19 protein-coding genes are annotated in these 22,280 nt (G+C 64.3%); 9 read left to right on the top strand and 10 right to left on the bottom strand.

Features of this window, described 5'->3' with window-relative positions; translation table 11 throughout:
- Position 1 precedes the first annotated feature (1 nt).
- Complete coding sequence (locus ACFRJ9_RS01250; RefSeq protein ID WP_377663553.1) at positions 2-931, bottom strand: PIG-L family deacetylase; 930 nt, start codon at positions 929-931, stop codon at positions 2-4.
- A 110-nt stretch (positions 932-1,041) separates the two neighbouring features.
- Positions 1,042-2,571 (bottom strand): RNA polymerase sigma factor, encoded by a 1,530-nt coding sequence (locus ACFRJ9_RS01245; protein WP_377663551.1) that lies wholly within the window; start codon positions 2,569-2,571, stop codon positions 1,042-1,044.
- Between the two features lie 294 nt (positions 2,572-2,865).
- Between ACFRJ9_RS01245 and ACFRJ9_RS01240 the strand changes: the two genes are divergently transcribed.
- The 3 genes from ACFRJ9_RS01240 to ACFRJ9_RS01230 all read left to right on the top strand — a co-directional run bounded on the left by ACFRJ9_RS01240 (position 2,866) and on the right by ACFRJ9_RS01230 (position 6,168).
- Complete coding sequence (locus tag ACFRJ9_RS01240) at positions 2,866-3,579, top strand: hypothetical protein (protein WP_377663550.1); 714 nt, start codon at positions 2,866-2,868, stop codon at positions 3,577-3,579.
- A 95-nt stretch (positions 3,580-3,674) separates the two neighbouring features.
- Positions 3,675-5,066 (top strand): Ig-like domain-containing protein, encoded by a 1,392-nt coding sequence (locus tag ACFRJ9_RS01235; protein ID WP_377663548.1) that lies wholly within the window; start codon positions 3,675-3,677, stop codon positions 5,064-5,066.
- A gap of 274 nt (positions 5,067-5,340) precedes the next feature.
- Complete coding sequence (locus tag ACFRJ9_RS01230; protein ID WP_377663546.1) at positions 5,341-6,168, top strand: DUF1684 domain-containing protein; 828 nt, start codon at positions 5,341-5,343, stop codon at positions 6,166-6,168.
- Between the two features lie 43 nt (positions 6,169-6,211).
- On the opposite strand, the gene ACFRJ9_RS01225 is transcribed toward ACFRJ9_RS01230, so the two are convergent.
- Positions 6,212-7,483 carry an acyl-CoA dehydrogenase family protein gene (locus ACFRJ9_RS01225; protein WP_377663543.1) on the bottom strand — a complete coding sequence of 424 codons (1,272 nt, stop codon included), beginning with the start codon at positions 7,481-7,483 and terminating at the stop codon, positions 6,212-6,214.
- The gene (locus tag ACFRJ9_RS01220) at positions 7,483-8,289 is read right to left on the bottom strand and encodes an SDR family NAD(P)-dependent oxidoreductase (protein WP_377663541.1); all 807 of its coding nucleotides are present in this window, start codon (positions 8,287-8,289) and stop codon (positions 7,483-7,485) included. The genes ACFRJ9_RS01225 and ACFRJ9_RS01220 overlap by 1 nt, the downstream gene beginning before the upstream one ends.
- 92 nt (positions 8,290-8,381) lie before the next feature.
- Between ACFRJ9_RS01220 and ACFRJ9_RS01215 the strand changes: the two genes are divergently transcribed.
- Positions 8,382-9,536 (top strand): glycoside hydrolase family 76 protein, encoded by a 1,155-nt coding sequence (locus ACFRJ9_RS01215; RefSeq protein WP_377663538.1) that lies wholly within the window; start codon positions 8,382-8,384, stop codon positions 9,534-9,536.
- Positions 9,537-9,584: 48 nt separating this feature from the next.
- On the opposite strand, the gene ACFRJ9_RS01210 is transcribed toward ACFRJ9_RS01215, so the two are convergent.
- On the bottom strand, positions 9,585-10,178 hold the full coding sequence (locus ACFRJ9_RS01210) for a YdeI family protein (protein ID WP_377663536.1): 594 nt from the start codon (positions 10,176-10,178) through the stop codon (positions 9,585-9,587).
- Positions 10,179-10,304: 126 nt separating this feature from the next.
- On the opposite strand from ACFRJ9_RS01210, the gene ACFRJ9_RS01205 reads away from it, so the two are divergent.
- On the top strand, positions 10,305-10,988 hold the full coding sequence (locus ACFRJ9_RS01205) for a hypothetical protein (protein WP_377663534.1): 684 nt from the start codon (positions 10,305-10,307) through the stop codon (positions 10,986-10,988).
- Here the strand turns inward: ACFRJ9_RS01205 and ACFRJ9_RS01200 are convergent.
- Genes ACFRJ9_RS01200 through ACFRJ9_RS01180 form a run of 5 tightly spaced genes read right to left on the bottom strand, consistent with a single transcriptional unit; the run spans position 10,985 to position 18,344 of the window.
- Positions 10,985-12,241, bottom strand: coding sequence for a M20 family metallo-hydrolase (locus ACFRJ9_RS01200; protein ID WP_377663532.1), 1,257 nt, complete (start codon positions 12,239-12,241; stop codon positions 10,985-10,987). The two genes, ACFRJ9_RS01205 and ACFRJ9_RS01200, sit on opposite strands and share 4 nt — an antisense overlap.
- A gap of 8 nt (positions 12,242-12,249) precedes the next feature.
- The gene (locus ACFRJ9_RS01195) at positions 12,250-13,956 is read right to left on the bottom strand and encodes an amidohydrolase (RefSeq protein WP_377663530.1); all 1,707 of its coding nucleotides are present in this window, start codon (positions 13,954-13,956) and stop codon (positions 12,250-12,252) included.
- Between the two features lie 8 nt (positions 13,957-13,964).
- Positions 13,965-15,362, bottom strand: coding sequence for a gamma-aminobutyraldehyde dehydrogenase (locus ACFRJ9_RS01190; RefSeq protein ID WP_377663528.1), 1,398 nt, complete (start codon positions 15,360-15,362; stop codon positions 13,965-13,967).
- Positions 15,363-15,375: 13 nt separating this feature from the next.
- Positions 15,376-17,016, bottom strand: a complete 1,641-nt coding sequence (locus tag ACFRJ9_RS01185; RefSeq protein WP_377663526.1) for a thiamine pyrophosphate-dependent enzyme — start codon at positions 17,014-17,016, stop codon at positions 15,376-15,378.
- Positions 17,013-18,344: an MFS transporter gene (locus tag ACFRJ9_RS01180; RefSeq protein WP_377663524.1), complete on the bottom strand. Its 1,332-nt coding sequence runs from the start codon at positions 18,342-18,344 to the stop codon at positions 17,013-17,015. The genes ACFRJ9_RS01185 and ACFRJ9_RS01180 overlap by 4 nt, the downstream gene beginning before the upstream one ends.
- 136 nt (positions 18,345-18,480) lie before the next feature.
- Between ACFRJ9_RS01180 and ACFRJ9_RS01175 the strand changes: the two genes are divergently transcribed.
- The 4 genes from ACFRJ9_RS01175 to ACFRJ9_RS01160 all read left to right on the top strand — a co-directional run bounded on the left by ACFRJ9_RS01175 (position 18,481) and on the right by ACFRJ9_RS01160 (position 22,235).
- Positions 18,481-19,692: a PucR family transcriptional regulator gene (locus ACFRJ9_RS01175; protein WP_377663520.1), complete on the top strand. Its 1,212-nt coding sequence runs from the start codon at positions 18,481-18,483 to the stop codon at positions 19,690-19,692.
- 154 nt (positions 19,693-19,846) lie between these two features.
- Positions 19,847-21,226, top strand: a complete 1,380-nt coding sequence (locus ACFRJ9_RS01170; RefSeq protein ID WP_377663518.1) for an MFS transporter — start codon at positions 19,847-19,849, stop codon at positions 21,224-21,226.
- Positions 21,223-21,630 (top strand): RidA family protein, encoded by a 408-nt coding sequence (locus ACFRJ9_RS01165; RefSeq protein ID WP_377663516.1) that lies wholly within the window; start codon positions 21,223-21,225, stop codon positions 21,628-21,630. Before ACFRJ9_RS01170 ends, ACFRJ9_RS01165 begins: the two co-directional genes overlap by 4 nt.
- Positions 21,627-22,235 (top strand): RraA family protein, encoded by a 609-nt coding sequence (locus ACFRJ9_RS01160; RefSeq protein ID WP_377663514.1) that lies wholly within the window; start codon positions 21,627-21,629, stop codon positions 22,233-22,235. The genes ACFRJ9_RS01165 and ACFRJ9_RS01160 overlap by 4 nt, the downstream gene beginning before the upstream one ends.
- Positions 22,236-22,280 lie beyond the last annotated feature (45 nt).

The raw sequence follows: 22,280 nt of genomic DNA, 5'->3' as shown, positions 1-22,280 counted from the left end.
GTCAGAACTCCCCTACGGCCGAGCCGAGCAGCCGGACGGGCTCGAAACCCTCTGCGTAGGATGTCTTCACCTGCGACCCCCTGAAGGCCGCAAGACTCCGGACTCTCTCAGCGCTCATGTAGGGCTTGCCTTTCTGGTTACGGTGCATGGCGACAGCGTGGATCTTCACGTCCACGTACCCTGCAATGTCCACGAAAACGCTGGGATCGAATTGCCGTGTGGATGAGGGGCTCTCGAAGCACAGGATGGAGGAGTGGTGGCGGGCCGCCCGCATGGTGGCGCTGTGCACCGCCTGGTGGTCCTGGTGGTAGTCGTTGCTTGAGTGGGTCATGACAACGTCCGGGCGGAAGTCCTCGATGAAGGCTTCGATCGCCTGAACCATTTCCAGCCCGTGCTCGGACAGGTTGGTGTCCCGGAAGTCGTGGACCTGGACCTCGGACGCCCCCATGAAGTCCGAACCTGACGCGGCTTCCGTCACACGGACGGAACTGTCTCCACCCCGACTCCCGGAGCTCATCACCATGGTCCGGACTTCGTGGCCGGCATCGGCCAATTTGGCGAGGGTTGCACCACAGGCCAATTCCAGGTCATCGGGGTGCGCTCCAATGGCGAGCACCCTTCGGGGTTGCTTGGTCACCGCGTGGCGGATCCGGAAGAACGGTGCCACGAGGCATCCGACGACCAGCCCGATGCCTGCCAGCAGGACCACAATCTCAAGCCAGGGACGCTGTTCCGGACCGACAACGCAGCCCACCAGCGACACCAGCAGCAGGGCCCCCAGACTTGCCATGGTCCACCGGAAGCGATGAGGTGAGCTGAACTTGCGAACGAACCAGTTTTGACCGGCAGGGAGCATAGCCCAGACCGCCACGAGGGCGCCCAACGAGCCTGCGACGATCAAGCCAGCAACGACGAATAGCGTTGCTTTCATATTTCCCCTAGATTGCATAGATTCTGAGCGGCCCCATATCGGGCAACCGCCGTTCCGTTAAGTGGGAGGGTCTGCAGTTTCGTGTCGGAGAACTGAGCGCGAATATAGGCTCAGTACTTGTACTCAAACTCACCCGCGGCGAGCCCACTTCCGCTCAAGGAGTACGTCAGGACTGCACCATTCCTCTGCCGCTTGGACTCGGCGGTCACATGAAAATGGAGATCTCCGCGCTGCACCGAATCCGTGACGCAGGTTGCAAGGTTCCGTCCCTCCATGGAGCACGACCACCCATCAGGAGCTTGCAGCGCGTCCTCCACAATCCGCGACTCACGCCCCACAGAGAACACCACTTTTCCCGATCCCAGCGTTTTTGAGCCCGCAGCCGCAAAGTCCACCTGCATGACGGCAGTATCTGCGTCCCGATCCTTTAACTCCCGTACTGAGGCAGTGACCGCGGCGGGCGATTCCCCGGCCGGAGCCCGTTTTGGTGACGGAGAGACGGGCGACGACGGGACCGGCCGCGGCGAGACGGGCGACGGCGAGACGGGCGACGACGGGACCGGCGACAGCGTGGGTTGCGGTTGGGATGGAGGAGCCTCCACTGTGGATGGATCCGGCGCCACCGCCACTGGCCCAGGTGCCGCCGCTGGCGGAGCGGGCTCCGGAAGCAAAGGAGCGCTCGTGGTTGGTGGCGCCGGAACCGCCGCCGACGGGCCGACGCCGGGCACCTGATGGGCAGCAGTCGCCTCAACAACGGGCTGCTTCATATAGGCATTTGGGTTCAGGCCGCCAACGATACCCACCGCTCCCAGCACCAGTCCCAGACCCGCGGCCGAAATTGCCGCCATCACCGCGGGTTGCGCCATGACCGGGAACGCCATAGCTGCCTTGACCGGCACAAGCCCGCCCAAGACTCCCAGGCCGGCACTTTTGCCCGCCCAAGCCGCAAGGGGGGCACCGGTAACCAGCGGTAGCAGCACTGCCCTCATGGTCCCTTGAACGTCCTTCAGCTCAGACAAGGTGGCCGTGCATTTCGTACAACGGTTCAGGTGCCCTCGAACCTCGCGGCTGGCAGAACTGGAGAGTCCCCCTCGAATGAAGTTCCCGAGTTTGGAGGAGAATTTCGCACACTCGCCGCTCGGTTCTTCGGCGACGTGGGCTTGCAAGTATTGCCTCCGGAGGCCTTCCCGCGCACGGACAGCCAAGGCCGAGACCGCGTTGGGAGTGAGGCCAAGGATTGGCGCCACGGCAGCAGGCTTCATTCTCTCCACATCCAGGTACCACAGCACCGCTTGCCACCGTTCGGGCAGCGCCCGAAAGGCCCTGGCCACAGCGTGCGATTCGAAGGCTATGACAGCGACATCCGGTTCCGCCAGCGAGTGGTCCAGAACGGAATGGTCGTCGCTAGGCAGCGTTCTGGCCGCCTTCCGGTTCCAATGGTGCGAGAGTCGGGTGACCGTGGACAACAGATATGCCCTGAAGAAGTTATTCGGTCCCTTGCCGGCCACCAGGCTCTGCAACATGGTCTGGAAGGCGTCAGCAACAATGTCCTCGGCGTCGCCGGGGTTGTCCACGTTGCGTTTGGCAACAGCCGAAGCGATAGACACGTGGCGTTCATACAGCGCATCGAATGCAGTCATGTCACCCTGACGAACCATCGCAATGAGGTGGGCGTCACTCTCGACGCCAGAATCAGGCTTGCTGCCCCTACTTGTCCTGAATGCCACTACGACATCCACACAACGTCAATAATCGTGCCCATATTTAAGGAGTGGCTTTTCTTCACAAGACATGACGCGAATTTGTACATTGCCTTTAGCAAAAGCGAATCTGCCGTCGCGTCGTCATGAATGCCAACCGGGACGCACTGTTCGGTTATGACATCGTTCCGGACAAAATCTTTCGCTGAATGCATATTTTCGCGGCACCTTTTGATGCGCAGGTGGCAATCGGCCAGTTACCAGAGGGGCTGGCGGTTCCGGGCCGATTGGTTCCTGCCCGAAGTCCGGACCGTGGTGACCTCCCTGGCTACGCGATCCACCGTGCCGGCTCCCACCGCCAAGTCGCTCGGCGCTGCACGGGCCAGGAACGGCGTCAGCATCAGCGAAACAATGACCGACTTCCGCGCACTGTTTGCTGCCGCGGATCAAAGCCTGGACATCGATGCCCTCCAGTCATTGGCTGAAGGCTGGGCAGAAGTAGCCGAAACCGCGCCGCCCATCTCGTGCACGGATGTCTACACCGGCTTGGCCACCCAGGCCCATTTCCAGCGACGGATCCACGAGGTATCAATGTCCGGATCGAAGCACCCGGGCTCACACGCCCTGGCGATCTTGACGCTGCCGAGGCCCCTCGACAGGCGCAATCACTGCTGGACCGTTCTGGCCCGAATGGGAGAGGCCGTCCAAGGACAGCTGCAGGGGACCGGAGCAACCGCAATGTTCCATGACTCTGCCATCCATGTTCTCTTCCCTGTCAGCGAAAGCAACGTGGCCCGACTGGTGGAGTGCAAGACAGCTTTGGAAGCCGTGGGTGAAGGCCACCTGAGTCCTGCGCGCATGAGCTTCCACCCGCTTTCCGCAGCAACGGCGATGTCGACAGCAAGCCCGATAACGACAGCCCAGGACTCTTCCTTCGAACCGAACTAGGCGATTCAGCCAGCGAGCGCGTCACGAACCGTTCGCCCCCAACACTCACCTTTTGACGAGACACATCACCACGGCTTCTAAGGACCATCTAACTAATGACCAATCAGATCCATCTAAAAACCGCGTCCCTGGTGGCAGCTTTATTGGCCGCCGTCATGACTTTTCTGGGAATGGGTATGTCGGCATTGCCGGCCAACGCTGCAGTCATCCCGGGCGCGGTCGTCAGCATCAACACGGACTCAGCGGTAACAGGCCAGTGGGACCAGGTGGACCTGACCTGCACGTGGTCCGTCCCGGACAACTCACAACCTGGTGATACTTTCAGCCTCCAGCTCCCACCAGAGCTCCGTTGGTTTGGTGCAGCATCGTTTGACCTGGATAACGCCGACGGCGAATCGGTCGCCAAGGCTGTTGCCAACGATTCCGGGCTGGTGGTCTTCACCCTGACTGACTTCGTGGCCTCGCATCCGCTGAACATTGGCGGAATGTGCAATTTCACGACGCAATACTCATCAGTTCCGGGCAACGGCGGAATAACGGAGCTGAGCTTCATTGTGGGGTCCACCGTGGTCCGTATGCCGCTAGTCTTGGAAGGTCCATGCACTACGGACTGCGGTCCTGTTGTTCCTACGTCGGCCGGCAAAGCGATGTGGTGGGCCGACGCGGGGCAAACTGAACTTGAGTCGATCTTCTACATGCCGCCGATGGCCGCGGAGACCAACGACGTGGTGGTTACCGACACTCCCGCTGCCGGCATGGAAATCGATTGCGACCAAATCACTCCCCGTGTTGGTCAGGTGCTGAACACGGACGGCAACATCACCGAACCTTTCGACAACGAGCAGTTTCCCGCAACCATCGAGTGCACGCCTCAGAAGGCCACTGTCAGCTGGACTGGACTCCCCAAGGGGGAGCATGTGGAACTCTTCGTCGTGACTAAAGTGACGGATTCCACCTTGGACGTCTATGACAACAACGGAACAATCATCATCGCCGGCCAGGAAACCACCGTTGGGGCCCAGACGCGCCGAAGCACCGCAGGCGGCACAGGTGGCGGAACAGCAACACCCTCACCCACCCCAAGCCCCGCCACCAGCACAGCAACACCCTCGCCCACCCCAAGCCCCGCCACCAACACAGCAACACCCTCACCAACCCCAAGCCCCACCACCAGCACAGCAACACCCACCACCTCACCCACCCCGATTCCGAGCGCCCCAACACTCCCCCCGGCGACCACTCCGAGCCCCAGCGCCACAGCCCCCACCGCCTCACCCAGCGCGAGCCCCAGCACCACAGCCCCCATCCTTGCTGTCGTGGTGCCGACGGAAGAACCATCACTTCCCGCCGACGTCGACGACTCTGAGGAGTTGGCCAGCACGGGTGCCCAGGGATCGGCATTCGTCTTCATCGCCGCAGCGCTTCTGGCAGTGGGATCGATGCTCGCGTTTGCAGGGTCCCGCTGGACACGACGGAGGGCGCACTAAGGCGCACTAAGGCGCACTAAAAGTACCGAAACAACCCTCCCTTAGGGCCAAGACCGCAACGATTGGCCGAGCGCGTGCTGCTCGGCCAATCGTTGCGGTCCATTAGTCTCGGCTCGCGCTGGCATGCGTTGGGGGCCAGCGCGAGCCGTTCCACGTTAACCACCTGTTTCCCGGCACCAAGTTTCCCGGCACCAGGGTTTCCGGGAATGTCGATGCCCCGCGCATAGTTGAGGAAGTGAGCCCGCAGGGAAAAGAACACCAGCCGAGGAGAACCATGAGCTTGCCCACCACTTCGACCGACGCCCAACTCGCCCGTTGGGAGCGGTTCCGGGCAGGACGAAATGCGGCTCTGGCGACGGACCATGGGTGGCTGACGCTGACCTCGTTCCAGTGGCTTGAGGCCGAACCATCGGGTGTCGACCTCGCCCCGGGCCTCTGGTCCACGGACGGGACCACGGCCAGCCTCACTGCGAGCGCTGCGGATGGACTGACCTTCGTGGGGACCGACACGAAGGTCGAAGGAACGGTGACCGCCACCCTCGAGGACGAAGAATCCCTGATGTGGGTGCAGTATGGCGGCAGCGACGGCAAGCAGGTGGTTGTGGAGCTGGCCATGCGCGCGGACAAATATGCCATTCGCACACGCGACAATGGCTCTCCCGTGCTGACGGAGTTCGCGGCTGTTCCCACTTACGACTACGGCCCGGAATGGGTGGTCGAGGGACGCTTTGAAGGGTACGCAGAACCTGAAGATGTACCCATCGGCACGGCCAACCCCTTGGTGGATGGTGTTCATCGCTCCGTGGGTGAAGTGGTGTTCCGGGTGCCGGGTATCGGCCACGAAATCCGCCTCCACGCCGAGGCGGAGAAACTCGGTGCACTCAACGTGACCTTCCACGATGAGACCAACGGCGACACCACGGACGAGTGGCGCAAGGTGTTTATCCCGAGGCCTCGTCCGGACGGCTCCGTGGTGATCGACTTCAACCGCGCCATCAACTATCCCAGCGCCTTCACGCCCTACGGCACGTGCCCCATGCCTGTCCGCGGCAACTCGATCGACGTGCGGGTGGAAGCTGGAGAGAGGCTTCCCCAAGACTGACGCTGGCAACAGGCCGGCATGGGCGTAGCAAGGATGGTCCTGTCTAGGCGATAGCGGAAACCCCGGTGACGGCACGGCCCACGATGAGTGAGTTGATTTCGTAGGAGCCCTCATACGTGTAGATGGCTTCGGCGTCCGCGAAAATCTTGGCGATCCGGTAGTCGGTGACGATTCCGTTGCCGCCGAGAATGGACCGCCCCAAGGCCACGGTCTCCCGCATTCTGGCACTGCAGTACGCCTTAGCGAGTGCTACCTGGGCCATGTCTGCACCGCCGTGCCGCACGCCTTGGGCATCCGTGAAGATGTTCTCTTGGAGCTGCGCTATCCGCACCATCATCCCCATGCTGGCCACTGCGTTACCCAGCATGTCCACCAGGTGCTGTTGAATGAGCTGGAACTTGGCCAGTGGCTTGCCGAACTGCTGACGCTCCACGGCGTACTGCCTGGCGACATCGAAGGCTGCAAGTTGTTGGCCTACGGCTTGCCAGGCAACCATGATCCGTGAGCCGCGCAACAGGGCATTGGTGTCGGCAAAGCTGCTGATGCCGGCGAACCGGTCCGCTTCTGCCACCTCGACATCCTGGAGTACGATGTCCGCGTTCTGCACGGTCCGCAGGGCAATCTTGTGCTCAATCCTGGTCCGCGAAATACCCGGCAGGGCGGCGTCCACGATGAAGCCCCGCACAGAACCATCGGCTTCGTCTTTCGCCCAGACCAGCATGTAGTCGCAGAACGTCCCGTTGCCGATCCAGCGCTTGGCGCCGTTGATCACCCAGTAGTCGCCGCCGTCGGCGTCTGGCCGTTCCACGCGGCGGGCGGTGGTCTGCATACCGCCTGCAACGTCGGAACCGTGGTCCGGCTCTGTCAGTGCGAACGCGCCGGTGGTGCGGAGGTTGGAGGCGTCGTCGAGATAGCGGTCCTGCTGTGCGTCGCTGCCGAAGTCGTAGAGCGACTCGACGAAGAGATCGTGATGGACCATGAAGAAGGTGGCGATTGAGGTGTCGACGCGTGTCATCTCGGCGATCACCAGGCCGGCGAACAAATGGGTATACCCGCGCTGGGCCGGCGCACTGAGGCGCAGGGCCGCGAGCTTGGGCAGGATGTGTTCGGGGAACTCGGCTTTCTCCCACCATTGCCCTGCGTAGGGGGCGATCTCTGAGGCCAGGAATGCCCGCAGTTCGTTGAGTTTGCGTTGTTCCTGGACGCTCAGGAGCGATTCGAAGTCGAAGAAGTCTGCGGTGGGCAAGTCCGCCACTGAGGGTGGAAGCTGCCCCGCGGAACCTGACGGAACCGGACCGCCGCTGTAGTCGCCCATCACTTGAGTCCCATCCGGATGGCTCCGTCGAGGCGGATGGTTTCACCGTTGAGCATGGCATTCTCCACGATGTGGGCTGCCAGGTTGGCGTACTCTGCGGCCCGGCCCAGGCGGGCCGGGTGCGGGACTTGCTGGCCGAGGGAATCCTGGGCTGCCTGCGGCAAACCGGCGATCATGGGTGTCTCGAAGATACCCGGTGCGATGGTGGCCACCCTGATCAACGAGCGGGCAAACTCTCGTGCCAGCGGAAGCGTCATGGCGGCTACGGCACCTTTTGATGCCGCGTAGGCGGGCTGCCCGATCTGGCCCTCAAAGGCTGCAACGGATGCGGTGTTGATGATGACGCCGCGCTCAGGCCCGCCAAGTTCTGTGGATAGCGGTTCGTTGTCCACCATGGCTGCTGCGGCGAGGCGGATTACGTTGAACGTGCCCACGAGGTTGATTTGGATGACCTTGTTAAACGCTTCCAAGGGCAGCACGCCGTCGCGCCCGAGGACCTTGCCCGGAGTGGCGACGCCGGCGCAGTTGACCACGATGCGTAGAGCCCCAAGGGATGCTGCGGCGTCCACGGCGGCCTGGATCTGGGTTTCGTTGGTGACGTCCGCGGGCGCGAACACGGCCCGGGGACGGGAGTCGCCGCTGCCCTCGCTGGCCGCATTCAGTTCCGCGGCAAAGGCTTCCCCTGCCGACTGGGGCAAATCCACCAACACCACCGACGCTCCGGCGTCGAACAATCGCCGTGCGGTAGCGGCGCCCAACCCTGACGCCCCACCGGTGACCAGCGCGACTGTGCCGTTGATGTCCATCCATCCTCCTTGATGCAGACCCAATTATGTTAATGCATGTTAACTGAAATTGTGAGCCAACGCACGCCGGCCTGCCCCTATAGGCTGTTTGCATGTCCACGCACGACGTCCCCGCCGGTCAGCCGTCCCCCATCGCAGACGCCGCTGTTTGGGCGACGCGCGCGAACCACGCGGCTAGATCAGTCACGCATGGCTTCGGCCGTCGGTTGTTGTTCCTGCCCGGCACGCACCTGGGTGCGGTCAGTGTTCCCACCCGCGGTCTGGGGAGCCTGGCCAGCCCCTGGCACTACTGGTGGCAGGCCCACTACGTGGACTGCCTTGTGGATGCCGGCCGGCGGGAACTCGCGAGCAAGACAAAGTTCGACGGCGAGTCCCGTCCCAGCGCGGGACGGCTCGCTTCGCGACTGGTCACCACCATCCGGCTGCGGAACCTGCTGAGGTTTGTCAACGACTACTACGACGACATGGCCTGGCTCGCTCTGTCCACGCTCCGGCTGGAACAGTTGGCCGAAGAGACTCAGAAACCGGGACGCAGGCGTAACGCCTATGTCCGGAAAAGCCTGACTTTGCAATTCGATTCGGCGTCCACGGACGATTTGGGCGGCGGCACGTTCTGGAGCACCAAACGGGACTTCAAGAACACACCGGCCACGGCCCCCGTAGCCCTCTACTATGCACGGACGGAGCATCGCGAACGTGCCCAGTCATTGGTGAACTGGCTCAACGCCAAACTCCTCCACCCCGAACGCGGCGTGTATCAGGATGGGCTCCGGATCCGGAACGGCGAGCCCTACCTGGAGGCGGCGGTCTACACCTATAACCAAGGACCCATCCTGGGCGCGCTGCTGGAATTGGGCGGAGACGATAACCTGCGCCGGGCTGCCGGGTTGGTCGAGGCGGTCGCCCGCGAGTTGACGGTCCCGGGTACAAACATCATCCGCGGCGACGGAACAGGGGACGGCGGACTCTTCACCGGGATCCTGGTCCGGTACCTCGCATTGGCTGCGCGGGAGGCGCGGCTCCCGGAGGCGGCAAGGGAAACGGCCCGCACCCTGGTGATGACCACGGCCGAAGCCTTCTGGGCTGGCCGGACCGAGTCCATCGATAAAGCCACTCCCCGCCTCACGTTCTCGTCCGATCCCCAACGCCCGGCGAGCGAGACGTATCCGGCGGGTTCCGCCGTCGAACTTTCCACCCAACTGCAGGCGTGGATGACTCTGGAGGCGGCCGCGACACTGGCCAACTAACTCGCAGTAGTGGTTGTTCTGACCCGTCAAAACAACCACTACTGCGAGTCAGTTGGGTTTCTTGCGCTGCGGGTACGGGGCTTCGTGGCGGGCAAGCATTTCCACGAATCCGGCGATCTTACGCGCGCGCGTCTCGGCGCGCTTGACCGAATTGGTGCGGTGGATCAGCGCGAAGCGGTTCTGGGAGGTCAGGACGTCGAACATGGCCTGGGCTTCGGGAACTTCAGCGATGGCCGCGGCGAGGTCGTCCGGAACAACGGAGTCAGCAGGGCCGGCGTAGGCAGCCTCCCAGCGGCCATCGGCTTTGGCGGCCTCGACGGCGGCACGGCCGGCGTCGGTCATCTTGCCTTCGGATTCGAGCCGGGCGATGTGCCCCACGTTCCGCACGGACCAGATGCTCTTGCGGCCACGCGGCGTCATGCGCTGGAAGTAACTGTCGGCGTCGCGGCTCCTCGCCTGGCCGTCGATCCAGCCGAAGCACAGGGCTTCGTCCAGGGCAGCGTCGTAGTCCAGTTCCGTCACGTTTCCGCCCTTTTTGTGCAGGATCAGCCACACTCCGGGGCATTCTGCGGCATTCGCCAACAACCAGGAACGCCATTCGGCGCCGTCGTGGACAAGAAGTTCTTCAAGCTCAATGGGCATGGATTCATTCTGCTGTGCACCGGCCCTGCTGTGAACGGCGGACACGGCATAGGCTGAAACGCAGAAGCCCTGACAAACCCAGGAGGACCAATGTTGCGAGCCCGACCCCTTCACTTCACATCACGGATGGACCACTGGACGGAGCTGCTGACCGCCTTGGGCTTGGTCAAGGCGGTGGATCAGGGCGACTGGCGGGAGTTCGACGCCGGATCCGGTCGCCTCGCGCTGCACGCTGCCGCCCACGGTTCCCCGGAGGACGGGACAACGGTGTTTGGTGTGGAGGCGGGAATCCTGGAGGAGTTCGCCCGCCGAACCAGGGAAGACGGTACCAGCGCCGAAGTCACCGGGGCCTCCCACGGGATTACGGTCCAAGTCACTGCCAAGGACGGCTTCCAGTTCCTCGCCGATCAAGCAGAGCGGGCAGAGGACGGCACCTGGGCCACATCGGACCAATCCGACCCGGCACTCGTGGTGGTGGCCACCTGGGTGAGTCCCGACGTCGACGGTTCCGCCCATGAGCTCCGCAACATCGGTGCGCGGCCACGGTCTTCGGACGATGAATCAGCCACGTTCACTACAAAGAACGGCGGCATCCTGCGCGTGGTCCACGGCACCGCTGCCGGGTCCGGGGACCTGGCATTCGAGTACGACGGCGAACTGGACTCGTTGCTGAGTCGTCTCACCGCAGCAAAAGTTGAGGCGCGGATCAGCGAGGACGTCCTATACGTCGCCAATCCTGATGCAGCGGGCGGGGCGGCACCGGCGTCGATCGTAGTGGAAAGAACACAAACGACGCCGGAAACCAGTTAGTCTTCCAGCGCCCCGTCACAGAGGCGTCCAACAACCTCGGTGAGCATGGTCAGCCCTGCAACGATGTCCTCGTCCTTGGTGTATTCGTGCTCGTTGTGGGAGATGCCATCCACGCTGGGCACAAAGAGCATCACGGTGGGGACGAGGTCCTTCATGTTGGTGGAATCGTGCCCGGCGAGGGTCATGACTTCCTTGTTGGACAGCCCGAGATCGGCGGCCACCTTGGCCGCGAGTTCCACACCTTCGGGCTGGTACGGCGTGACCGCCCAGGAGTGTGAGTGGTTTTTCTCCACGGAGACGTTGGCGAGCTGTTCGATTTCCGTGATGCGGGTGTGCAGCAGGGCGTCGGCCTCGGCCAGGACGGCTTCGTCGGCGCTGCGCAGGTCCAGGAGCAGGTTCACGCGGGACGGCACCACCACCGGTGAGTTCGGGTACACATTGAGCTGCCCCACCGAGGTGTGCAGCACGCCGGGGAACCTATCCGCGAGTTCCCGCGCCGCTACCACCAGCATGGATGCCCCGAGGAGGGCGTCCTTGCGGTCCGCGATCACCGTGGAACCGGTGTGTGCCTGCTCGCCATGGACTACGAACTCATACTTGTTCGCTGCCCAGTTGGAGCTGACCAGTCCGATGGTGACGCCTTCGCGCTCCATGCTGCGGCCCTGCTCGATGTGGATTTCAGCGCAGTAGGCAGCTTCCGGCCCTTCAAACGTTCCGCGGCAACCGATCGCGTCCAGCGCGTCCCGCACGGAAACACCGGCAGCGTCCGTGGTGTTGAGGGCGTCCTCGAGGTCAAGCTTGCCGGTGTAGACGGACGATCCCATCATGGACGGCTTGAAGCGGCTGCCTTCCTCGTTGAACCAATTCACGACGGCGAGGTTGAACTTGGGTGCCGTGGCGCCGGCTTCCCAGCGCGCAGCCAAGCGGAACGCGGCGTGGGCAGCAGCGAGTACGCCATACGCGCCGTCGTAACGTCCCGCCGTCGGCTGTGAATCCATGTGCGAGCCGACCACCACGAAGGGCGCACCGGGCACGGCCTCATAGAGGCCCCACTGGTTGCCTGCGTGGTCGAACTTCACCGTGAAGCCGTGCTCCTCAAGGAGGCCTGCGAGCCAGCGGCGCTGTTCTCCGTCGGGAATCGTTGCGGCCTGGCGGTCCACGCCGCCGTTCTCGGTGGCACCGAAGGCGCTCATGGTCCGGAAGTCCTGCACGAAGGCGGTGTCCTGGGCGGTGAAACTTGTGGTGGTTGTCATGGTTTCCCCTATGAACTCTGCTGCGACTGAACCCTGCCGGTCGTCACAAGGGGCGACTGTGCAGCGTGGAACGCGGTTGATTGGTAGGTAAAGCGGCCTCCGACGGCGGTGGCCAGGACGTGCAGTTCGCTGATGGCCGGTGCTGTCAGCGGTGAGGCGGAAAGGACAACGAAGTCGGCAAGTTTGCCCGGCGACAAAGTACCCTTCTCGCCAAGGGATCCCGTGGCTGCGGCAGCACCGCTGGTGTAGGCGGCGAGTGCCTGCTGCGGGGTGAGGCGTTCGTCCGGGTTGCCAAAGACCGCTCCGGACTCGGTCCGGCGGTCCACGAAGGCCTGCATGCCGCGCAGGACGTTTCCGTCGGCGACGGGACGATCGGAGCTGCCTGCCACAACAACGCCGGCTTCCAGGAAGCTGGCTGCCCGGTACGCCCATGGCAGGCGGTCCGGTCCGAGGGAAGCGGTCATGCCGTCCCCACCGTCCCGGAAAAAGCTCGCCTGGGGTGTCACGGCGATGCCTGCGTCCGCGAGCCGGACCAGCTGCTCCGGGCGCGTCATGGAGGCGTGTTCGATCCTGTTGGGCACCCGACGCGGGCCGTATGTGGCCTGGCAGTCCGTGATGATGTCCACGGCGAGGTCGATGGCCCGGTCTCCAATGGCGTGCGCCGCGATGGACCACCCGGCGGCGTAGGCAGCCTCGATGCGCTCCCGCAGCTGGGCGGGGTCTGCCTGGAAGTAGCCGATATTGCCGCGGTTGTCCTTGTGTCCGTGGCTGCAGAACTCGTGGCTCACGGCCGCGGTTTCACCCAGGAGCGAGCCGTCCAGGAAGACCTTCGCGGGGCCGAGCGACAAATACTCGTTCCCGAATCCACTGGTGATGCCAAGATCCAGGCCGGCCGGGGTCGCTCCCATGCTGTCGGCGCTATGCCCGTCCAAGCCGTGCAGCACGTCCAGCACCGGCATGACCTGCGCCCGGGCGTGGAGCCGGCCATGAGCGGCAGCGCCCTGGTACGCGGCGAGCTCGGCCGGGCTGTGCCCGATCCAGCCGCCGCCCACGCCGGCTTCGGTGAAACTCGTGATGCCCTCGGAGGCGTAATACAACGTGGCGCGTTCGAGGGCGGCCTCGATGTCCTCCAGCGAATACGGCAGGATCAGCTGCTGGATCAGTTCCTGGGCCGTCTCCTGGACGAGTCCCGTGGGATGTCCCGCTGCATCGCGGACGATCGCTCCGCCGTCGGGATCAGGGAACGACGGCGATTCGGCACCTGCCAGCCGCAGCGCGGCTGTGTTGACCACGGCCATGTGCCCGGAGTTGTGCCGCATGAACAGCGGCCGCTCCCCCGTGATGCGGTCCAGCTCAGCGATGTCCGGGAAGGAACCGCCGTGCTGGGTCTGGCTGAAGCCAGTGGCGAAAAGCCACGCGTCGGAGCTGTCCATGGCGCCTCGCAGCAGCCCATACAGCTCCTCCAGACCGCGGGCACCGGACACGTCCAGTTCAGCCAGGCCCAGCCCGAACCACGTGGTGTGGCAATGGGCGTCGATGAAACCTGGAGTTACCGTGGCACCGCCGAGGTCCAGGACCTCAACAGCGTCCAGACCGGACAGTTCGTCGTCGAGGCCCACGATGCGTCCCTGCCAGATGCCCAGCGAACTGGCCACCGGGCGGGCCGGATCCATGGTGATGATGTCTGCGTTCCGCAGGAGGAGGTCGAGTTTCATGTCAGGTTCTAGCGGTGGGAGGTGGTGACGGACTTGATGCGGGTGTAGTCCTCGAGTCCGTACACGGAGAGGTCCTTGCCTGTGCCGGAGTGCTTGAACCCGCCGTGGGGCGCTTCGGCGGGAATCACTTGGTGGCAGTTGATCCACACGGCACCGAAATCGAGCTCGTTGGAAACGCGGGTCACCACGCCATGGTTCTCGGACCACACACTGGAGGCCAGGGCGTACTTGGTGCCGTTGGCCAGTTCGATCGCTTCGTCCTCGGTGGCGAACGGCTGGACCGTCAGCACGGGGCCGAAGATCTCATCGCACACGACTTCATCCGTCTGGAAGACGCCGTCGATAACCGTAGGCTCAAAGTAGAAGCCGGTGCCGGTGCGCTTGCCGCCGGACAGGACGCGGGCGTTGGCCGGAAGACGGGACATGAAGCCCTCCACGCGCTCCAACTGCGCGGCGCTGTTGAGCGGGCCGAGGTCGGATCCCACTTTCAACGCCGCAGCGGCATCTGCCAAAGCGGCCGCGAACTCCGTGTGGATGTCCTGGTGGACCAGCACGCGGGTCACCGCGGTGCAGTCCTGCCCGGCGTTGAAGAACGCAGCCAGCGCGATCTCGCTGGCGGTCCGCTGGATATCGACGTCGGCAAACACCACAGCGGGCGCCTTGCCGCCGAGCTCCAAGTGGACGTCCTTGAGCGTCTTCGACGCCGCGGACATGACCTGAGCCCCGGCCCGGGTGGAGCCGGTGATGGAGACCATCTCCGGGATGTCGTGGTCCACCATCGCGGCACCAGCATCTCGGCCACCACAAACAATGTTCACCACACCTGCCGGGTAAACCTGCTGCGCCAGCTCACCCAGGACCACAGTGGACCAAGGGGTGGTGTCGGCCGGCTTGAGGACCAGGGTGTTGCCTGCAGCGAGGGCAGGACCGATCTTCCAGATGGCCATCATGAACGGGTAGTTCCACGGCGTGATCTGGGCGACCACGCCAATGGGCTCGCGGCGGATGGTGGAGGAGAAGCCCTCCACGTACTCCGTCTGCGCCGTCCCGGAAACAACCCGGCATGCCCCTGCGAAGAAGCGCAGCTGGTCCGCGCCGCGCAGGATTTCGAGCTCCTTGGTGAGGGCCGCAGGCTTGCCCGTGCAGGCAACCTCAGCCTCAAGGAGACGATCGACATTCGCCTCAATCAGGTCGGCCAGCTGCAACAGCAGCGACTGGCGCGTTCCCGGCGTCGTGCGCTTGTAGCTCTTGAAAGCCGCGGCAGCGGCTTGGAAGGCGGAGTCGACGGCGGCAGCGTCACTGTCCGGCGCGGTGCCGATCTGCTGGCCCGTCGCGGGGTCGAAGAACGGCAGGCTGGCCGCGACGTCCACGGACTCGCCGTTGATGATGTTCTGAAGCTGGATCACAGTGAGGCTCCGGTCAGTTCGTTGAAGTCTTGGGGGAACGCGTGGTGGGGTCCTGCGGCAGGTGCAGCAAGGCCGGGAGGCCGGAGTCGACGGCGCGGCGGAACGCGGCGGCGAAGTCTTCCGTGCGGTCCACACGCTCGCCGTAGCCGCCATAGGAACGGGCGAGTGCGGCGAAGTCCGGGTTGGTCATGTGCGTGCCGGAAGGCCGGTCCGGGTAATGGGCTTCCTGGTGTTCGCGGATAGTGGCGAAAATGCCGTTGTCCACCACCAGGACGATGAGCTTGGCGCCGTAACCCATGGCCGTGGCGATTTCCTGGCCGTTCATCATGAAGCAGCCATCGCCGGCCACGGAGATGACCTGGCGGCCGGGGTATGCCAGGGACGCCGCCACGGCCGCGGGGATGCCCATGCCCATAGCGCCGTTGCGCGGAGCGGCCAGGGAGTTCGCGGAGTTGTGGTCCAGGTAGCGTGCGGGCCAGATGGCGTGGTTCCCGGCACCGAACGTAAGGACGGCGTCGGGGTCCATTTCCTTCTTGAGGACCTCCATGGCGACGCCCAGGTCGACGCCAATGCCGCCGTCGGGCCGGGGCGTGGAAAACGTGAGCTGCTCGGCGCGGGCGCTGGCGAACCAGCCTTCCTCGCGCTCGCCGGCCGCAGGAGAAGAAGCCAGTGCGTTCGTGGAAGCCAGCGCAGCAGCGAACGCCGTGACGTCCGCGATGATGTGCTGGTCCACGCGGCCGAAGTGGCCCAGGAGGTTGGCATCGGCGTTGACCACCACTGTTTCGGCGTCGAGCCCGCGCTTGTAGCCATCGGACAGGACGTCGCCGCGGACGCAGCCAACAAAGACGAGCAGATCGGCGTCGTCCAGGCGCTGGGCGTTGGCGTCGCTGCGGCCGTAGCCCAGGTAGCCGGCGTAGGCGTCGCTGCGGTGCGGAACGGCGTCGTAGGCGCGGAAGTCGGCCACCACCGGAACGCTGTGGCGGCTCGCCCAGGCGGCCAGCTGCTCGCCGGATTCCTGCGTCCAGCCTTCGCCGCCGACGACGACGAGCGGCTTGCGTGACTTCTGCAGTTTTTGGGTGAGGTCGGACAGGTCCGCCGCGGCCGGCTCCGGACGGGCCACCTTGCGGGGTTCCACGGTGGCGTCCTCGACAACGTGCACCAGCACGTCCTCCGGGAGGCCGATCACTACGGGGCCGGGGCGTCCGCTGAGGGCGGTGAAGATCGCGTCGTCCACCACGCGGGCGGCGGAAGCGGCGTCATCAAGGGTCACTACTTTCTTGGCGGTGCTGCCGAACCAGGCGTTGATGTCGAACTCCTGGAACGACTCGCGGCCGCGGTCTGCCACCGGGATCAATCCGACGAAGAGGATCAGCGGTGTGGCGTCCTGGTAGGCGGTGTGGACGGCGATGAAAGCGTTGGCAGCACCCGGACCGCGGGTGACCATGGCAATGCCCGGCAGCTCCGTGAGGCGGCCTTCGGCCAGTGCCATGAATCCGGCACCGCCTTCCTGGCGGGCCACAACGTTGGTGATCGGCGAGCCGTGCAGGCCATCAAGGACGTCGAGGAAGCTCTCGCCCGGAACGGTGTAGACGCGCTGGATGCCTGCCCGTTTGAGTTGGCCAACAATCAAGTGACCGGCGGTGGTTGTGCTCAATGCTTCATTCCTTCTTCTTCGATGGAAAGGGCGGGGAGGAACAGTCCGGAGAGCGCCGTCAGTGCGGACACGACCAGCAGGATGATGGCGCCGGGCCAGAAGGAGTTGTTGGCTGCCACCAGCGCGGTGGCGATCAGCGGCACGAAGCCGGAGATGACACCCGCAGTGTTGGAGGTGATGGCGACGCCGGTGTAGCGGACCTTGGTAGCGAACAGCGCTGTCAGGGCGGTGCCTGAGACGGCGTAGGGAATAGAGAGGACAGCGACCCCGATCATCATGCCGAGGACCACCAGGACGGGGTTGCGGGAGTCGATGGCCAGGAACACCGGGACCGCGACGATGGCCGAAGCCACGCCGCCCCAGAGGATGACCTTGCTGGCACCGAACTTTTCGCCGAGGCGTCCGGCCCAGATCAGGGCGCCGATCTCGAGCGCTGCAGCAAGCAGGGTGCCCAGGAGCAGGAGTTCAGAGGGCAGTTTGAGGACCTTGGTGCCGTAGAAAACCACGAAGCTGGTGATGAGGTAGAAGCCACCGATGCCAAGCAACGCCGAGCACATACCCACCAGGATCTGGCGCCAGCTGTTCTTCAGGACGCCGCGGATCGGAGCGTGTTCCGTTTCGCCGGACTCCATCAGGGCTTCGAACTCCGGTGATTCGCTGAGGCGGCTGCGGATCCACAGCGAGATGGCCAAAAGCGGGATGGCGGCGATGAAGGGAATACGCCAGCCCCAGGCGTCAAAATTGGTCTGGCCCACCAGGAACAGCATGCCGAAGAAGCCACCCGAGGACAGGATGGTGCCGATTGGCGATCCGATCTGCGGCAGGGCGGCGTAGCGTGCACGCTTCTCCACCGGAGCATTCTCGACGGCGATGATCACCGCGCCGCTCCACTCACCGCCGACAGCGAGGCCCTGGACGATGCGCAGGGCAACCAGGAGGATGGGGGCGGCCAGGCCGATGGTCATGTAGTTCGGAAGCAAACCGATGAGGCCGGTGACAATGCCGATGCCCACGATCGTGACCATGAGGATCTTCTTGCGGCCTACCTTGTCGCCAAGCGCACCGAAGATGAATCCACCGATGGGGCGGGCCACGAAGCCCACCGCGAGCGTGGCGAACGAACCCATGGCTGCCACGAAGGGGTCCTGGGAGACGAAGAACTGTGCGTTGAACACCAGCGCAGCGGCTGTGGTGAAAAGGAAGAAGTCGTACCATTCCAGCGCAGTGCCCACGAGGGCAGCCAGGGCCACCTTCTTGGTGACGCTTTCATCGACGACGCGTACTGCCGTGGGACTGGCGTCCGTGGCTCCGCTGACCGTGCTTGCCATTGTTGCTCCATGATTGCGAACGGGACCGGACGTTGGGGGTGCCCGGGCAAATTTGTGTGACTCAATCCATAGTGCCAGTAGTTTTTCCCAAAATGACTAGCAATCCACCACGGAATCATGGCGCTAGAATGTGTGAATGCACAATTCTGATACGTCGGGGCATGCTGTTCGGTGGACTGAGCTGGTGGATCAGCTCGAAGGCAGGCTGGACACCCTGGCCCAGGCCTTCACCACAAGGGTCCGCGAGATCCCCGAATACGGCGAAAGCCAAGTGACCGTCCTGGAAATCCAAGAGACAGCCAAGGAGACCTTTCGGCGACTGATCCGGGGACTCAGGAACGGGCATACCGACAGCCGGGACGGGCTGCTCGGCTTCGCATCCGACCTCGGATCCAAGCGCGCCAGGGCCGGTATTCCGCCGGAGTCCCTCACCTCCGCCGTGCGCCTGGACTTCAGCATCCTGTGGGCCGAACTGCTGGAGATCGCCCACACCGAGGACGCCGCCCTCCTGGCCACCAGGGTGGACCAAGTGTGGAGCGTGGTGGACGAATTCGCCACCCGGACACACACGAGCTACCTGACAGAACGCGTCAGGATGGCCCAGGAAGAATCGAGCATCCAACGCGAGTTCATCGCCCGCCTCTTCAACCAGAGCACTCCATCCCTGGAAACCTCCGCGCAAGTGGCATCGGCACTGGGCATCAACCCGGAATCGCGCTTCGCCTTGGTTGCTGCCAGCGGAGATCCCGGCGCGCGGCTGCGGGCAGCGACGTCCCAGTTCGGGTCTGGACAACACACCCGGCAGCGGTTGTTCCTGCACGAATCGGGCGGGAATACCTACGTGTTCTGGGCACTGCCCGCGGTGAGGACGCGGGGACCTGAACCCCGAGGCGAGACGCACAGTTCCGAAGCCGACGGCCAGCAGCTGCCACCCGGCGTCGTCGATGTCCCGTGCGGCTACGTGCCCGAAGTCCTTGGCCTCCGCGCACTACCGACAGCCGCCCGCACAGCCGAAAGCCTGGCCGCCCTGCTCCGCCCCCGAGACTCCGGCCCCCTCTCTGCCGATTCCGCCTGGGCGCGGCTGGCCCAACAGAACCTTCAGGACGCCGGGCTGGACCTCGCCGCAGAACTTGAGGAGGCCTTGGCCGACTGCCGGGGCGGCGAGCGCGAGCGGCTCTTGGAGACGGTCCGGAACTACCTGAGCACCGGCAATGTCACTGTCACCTCAGAGCAGCTCTTCTGCCACCGCAACACCATCCTCAACCGCCTCAACCGCTTCCAGGAGCTGACGGGGATAGACCTTGCCGTTCCTGCGAAGACGGCCCGATTGGTGGTGGCGTGGGCCTAGCCGATACCGACGCTGATGCGCGCCGATGTGTGTTCTCACATTCCCGGGCTCGGTTTCATGGAATTTATGCCATTGATGGTGTGATCGGGCACACACCATAGTTGTAGCTACCTTGCACCGGACATTCGTCCCCGCACCCCATCCGGAGAATCAGATGGCCCACACGGTAGATACTGCCTCCGCATCCACAGCCAGGTTGGACCTGACCAAGATGCGCAAGATTGCCCTTGCCAGCGTTATTGGCACCACCGTCGAGTGGTACGACCTTTTCGTCTTCGGGACGGCGTCGGCCCTTGTCTTCAACAAGATCTTCTTCCCCAGCTTCGATCCGATCGTCGGCACCATGCTGGCCTTCGGCACCTTCGCCTCCGCTTACATCGCCCGCATGGTTGGCGCCATCATCTTCGGCCACTTCGGTGACCGGCTGGGCCGCAAATCCATGCTGCTGGTCTCCCTCCTGACAATGGGCGCGGCCACGTTCGCCATCGGCCTGCTGCCGGACTACGCCAGCATTGGTATCGCGGCGCCGCTGCTCCTCCTCCTACTCCGCGTCATCCAGGGCCTGGCCCTCGGCGGCGAATGGGGCGGTGCCGTGCTCATGACCGTCGAGCACGCCCCTCCGTCCCGCCGCGGCTTCTACGGATCCCTGGTGCAAGTCGGCGTTCCGGCCGGCACCCTGATCGCCAACGTAGCCTTCCTGATTGTTGCCTCCACCGTCAGCACCGAAGCCCTGTACTCATGGGGCTGGCGCATCCCGTTCCTGGCATCGGTCCTCCTTGTCAGCGTGGGTATCTACATCCGCCTGAACATCGAGGAAACACCGTCCTTCCAGGCAGTCAAGACCGCCGGCGCCAAGGCCAAGATGCCGTTCGCCGCGCTGATGGCCAAGTACTGGAAGCAGGTTGTCCTGGGCGGCGTCGCCACCCTGTCCACGGGCAGCACGTTCACCCTGCTGGTAGCTTCCGGCGTCTCCTACGGCAAGAAGGAACTCGGCCACTCCGAGAGCCTGATGCTCTGGGTGGTCCTGGCCTCCTGCGTCCTGGGACTGTTCCTTATCCCGTTCTTCGGCAAGCTCTCGGACAAGTTCGGTCGCAAACCCATCATCTTCGCCGGCGTGGCGGCCGAGGCAGCACTCGCCTTCCCGATGTTCTGGCTCATGGACACCAAGTCGGTGGCACTGCTCTTCGTCGCCTACTTGGCCATGATGACCGCGTTCTGCGCCAATTACGGACCCATCGCCACGTTCCTGGCCGAACTCTTCGGCTCCAAGGTCCGTTACTCCGGCCTGTCCGTGGCCTACATGCTCTCCGGTCTGCTGGGCAGCGCGGCCACGCCGTTCGTCACCACCTGGCTTCTGGGCATGACTGGACAGAGTTCCTCGATCGCTTGGTACATCATGGGCGCAGCCGGATTGTCCCTGGTTGCACTCTTCCTGCTGACCGAGACCCGGTACGGCAACATCGACGCCGTCGATGAGGCACCCGCGGACGCGGCACCTTCCAACGCCGCAACAGAAACCGCGGCAGCGCGGTGACCCCACCCACCATCGAGCGCCTGGCCGGTATCCCCGGCCAGGCGCCCGCCGTCGGGCCTTTTTCCCCGGCGGTCATTGCGAACGGCTTTGTGTTCACCTCCGGCCAGATCCCCGCAATCACGGGCCTGGACGACCAGCCGGACACCTTCGAAGGACAGGTCCGGCAGACGATCGAGAACCTGGCCGGTGTCCTGGAAGCCGCCGGGTCCAGCCTGGAGCACGTGGTCAAGGTCAACACCTACCTGACCAGCCAGGACCAGCTGGACGAGTACAACCGCGTGTATGTGGAGTACTTCGGCACGGCCAAACCGGCCCGGACTACCGTGTGCGTGAGCCTGTGGGGCGTGTCCTTGGAAATCGAATGCGTCGCGGTCCTCGCCGGGAAGCCGGAGGTTGCCCCGTGACCGCCACACTCCTGCGGGACCTCACCGACGTGAGCTACCCGACCATCGGCCACTTCCTCGAAGACGGCTTCGTCTCCCCCGCCATCCAGTCGCTGCTGCACAACGTGAAAATTGCCGGACCCGCTGTCACCGTCCGGATCGCCGAGCACGACGCCATCGCCATGAACCACGCCCTCCTGGCGCTCAAACCCGGCGACGTACTGGTAGTGGACATGGGCGGCGACCACCGGCACGCACCCGTGGGGGCCGTCACGGCAGCCGCGGCACTCGCCCAAGGCGCTGTCGGCGTCGTGGTTGATGGGGTGGCCACCGACGTCCTGGAACTGCGGCAGACCGGCCTGCCGGTGTTCGCCCGCGGAACCTCGTGCCTCACCACCAAACGCCTGTACGGGACCGGCTCCGCCGTGAATGTTCCCGTCCAGTGCGGCGGCGTTGAGGTCAGCCCCGGCGACCTGGTGCTGGGAGACGACAACGGGCTGATCGTGCTTTCACCGGAAGCTGCACAGGACGTCCTGGGAAAGGCGCTGGCATCGGACGCTGCCGAGCCGGATATCCTGGCCCGCATCGCGTCCGGCGAGTCGCTGGAGTCCATCCTCGCCCTGTAATGCCGCGTTCCTGGCAGGGGCGCATCAGGTGCAACGGCTGGGGAT

This window comes from Paenarthrobacter sp. NPDC056912 (assembly GCF_042786555.1).
Classification (GTDB): Bacteria; Actinomycetota; Actinomycetes; order Actinomycetales; family Micrococcaceae; genus Arthrobacter.
The sequence above is the reverse complement of the archived record's forward strand: the minus strand, read 5'-3'. Positions and strand labels throughout refer to the sequence as shown.

Excerpts from the sequence above, each read along its gene's own strand:
- ACFRJ9_RS01250 (WP_377663553.1), bottom strand. The coding sequence starts at position 931 with ATGAAAGCAACGCTATTCGTCGTTGCTGGCTTGATCGTCGCAGGCTCG.
- ACFRJ9_RS01245 (WP_377663551.1), bottom strand. The coding sequence starts at position 2,571 with ATGACTGCATTCGATGCGCTGTATGAACGCCACGTGTCTATCGCTTCG.
- ACFRJ9_RS01240 (WP_377663550.1), top strand. The coding sequence starts at position 2,866 with ATGCGCAGGTGGCAATCGGCCAGTTACCAGAGGGGCTGGCGGTTCCGG.
- ACFRJ9_RS01235 (WP_377663548.1), top strand. The coding sequence starts at position 3,675 with ATGACCAATCAGATCCATCTAAAAACCGCGTCCCTGGTGGCAGCTTTA.
- ACFRJ9_RS01230 (WP_377663546.1), top strand. The coding sequence starts at position 5,341 with ATGAGCTTGCCCACCACTTCGACCGACGCCCAACTCGCCCGTTGGGAG.
- ACFRJ9_RS01225 (WP_377663543.1), bottom strand. The coding sequence starts at position 7,483 with ATGGGCGACTACAGCGGCGGTCCGGTTCCGTCAGGTTCCGCGGGGCAG.
- ACFRJ9_RS01220 (WP_377663541.1), bottom strand. The coding sequence starts at position 8,289 with ATGGACATCAACGGCACAGTCGCGCTGGTCACCGGTGGGGCGTCAGGG.
- ACFRJ9_RS01215 (WP_377663538.1), top strand. The coding sequence starts at position 8,382 with ATGTCCACGCACGACGTCCCCGCCGGTCAGCCGTCCCCCATCGCAGAC.
- ACFRJ9_RS01210 (WP_377663536.1), bottom strand. The coding sequence starts at position 10,178 with ATGCCCATTGAGCTTGAAGAACTTCTTGTCCACGACGGCGCCGAATGG.
- ACFRJ9_RS01205 (WP_377663534.1), top strand. The coding sequence starts at position 10,305 with ATGGACCACTGGACGGAGCTGCTGACCGCCTTGGGCTTGGTCAAGGCG.
- ACFRJ9_RS01200 (WP_377663532.1), bottom strand. The coding sequence starts at position 12,241 with ATGACAACCACCACAAGTTTCACCGCCCAGGACACCGCCTTCGTGCAG.
- ACFRJ9_RS01195 (WP_377663530.1), bottom strand. The coding sequence starts at position 13,956 with ATGAAACTCGACCTCCTCCTGCGGAACGCAGACATCATCACCATGGAT.
- ACFRJ9_RS01180 (WP_377663524.1), bottom strand. The coding sequence starts at position 18,344 with ATGGCAAGCACGGTCAGCGGAGCCACGGACGCCAGTCCCACGGCAGTA.
- ACFRJ9_RS01175 (WP_377663520.1), top strand. The coding sequence starts at position 18,481 with ATGCACAATTCTGATACGTCGGGGCATGCTGTTCGGTGGACTGAGCTG.
- ACFRJ9_RS01170 (WP_377663518.1), top strand. The coding sequence starts at position 19,847 with ATGGCCCACACGGTAGATACTGCCTCCGCATCCACAGCCAGGTTGGAC.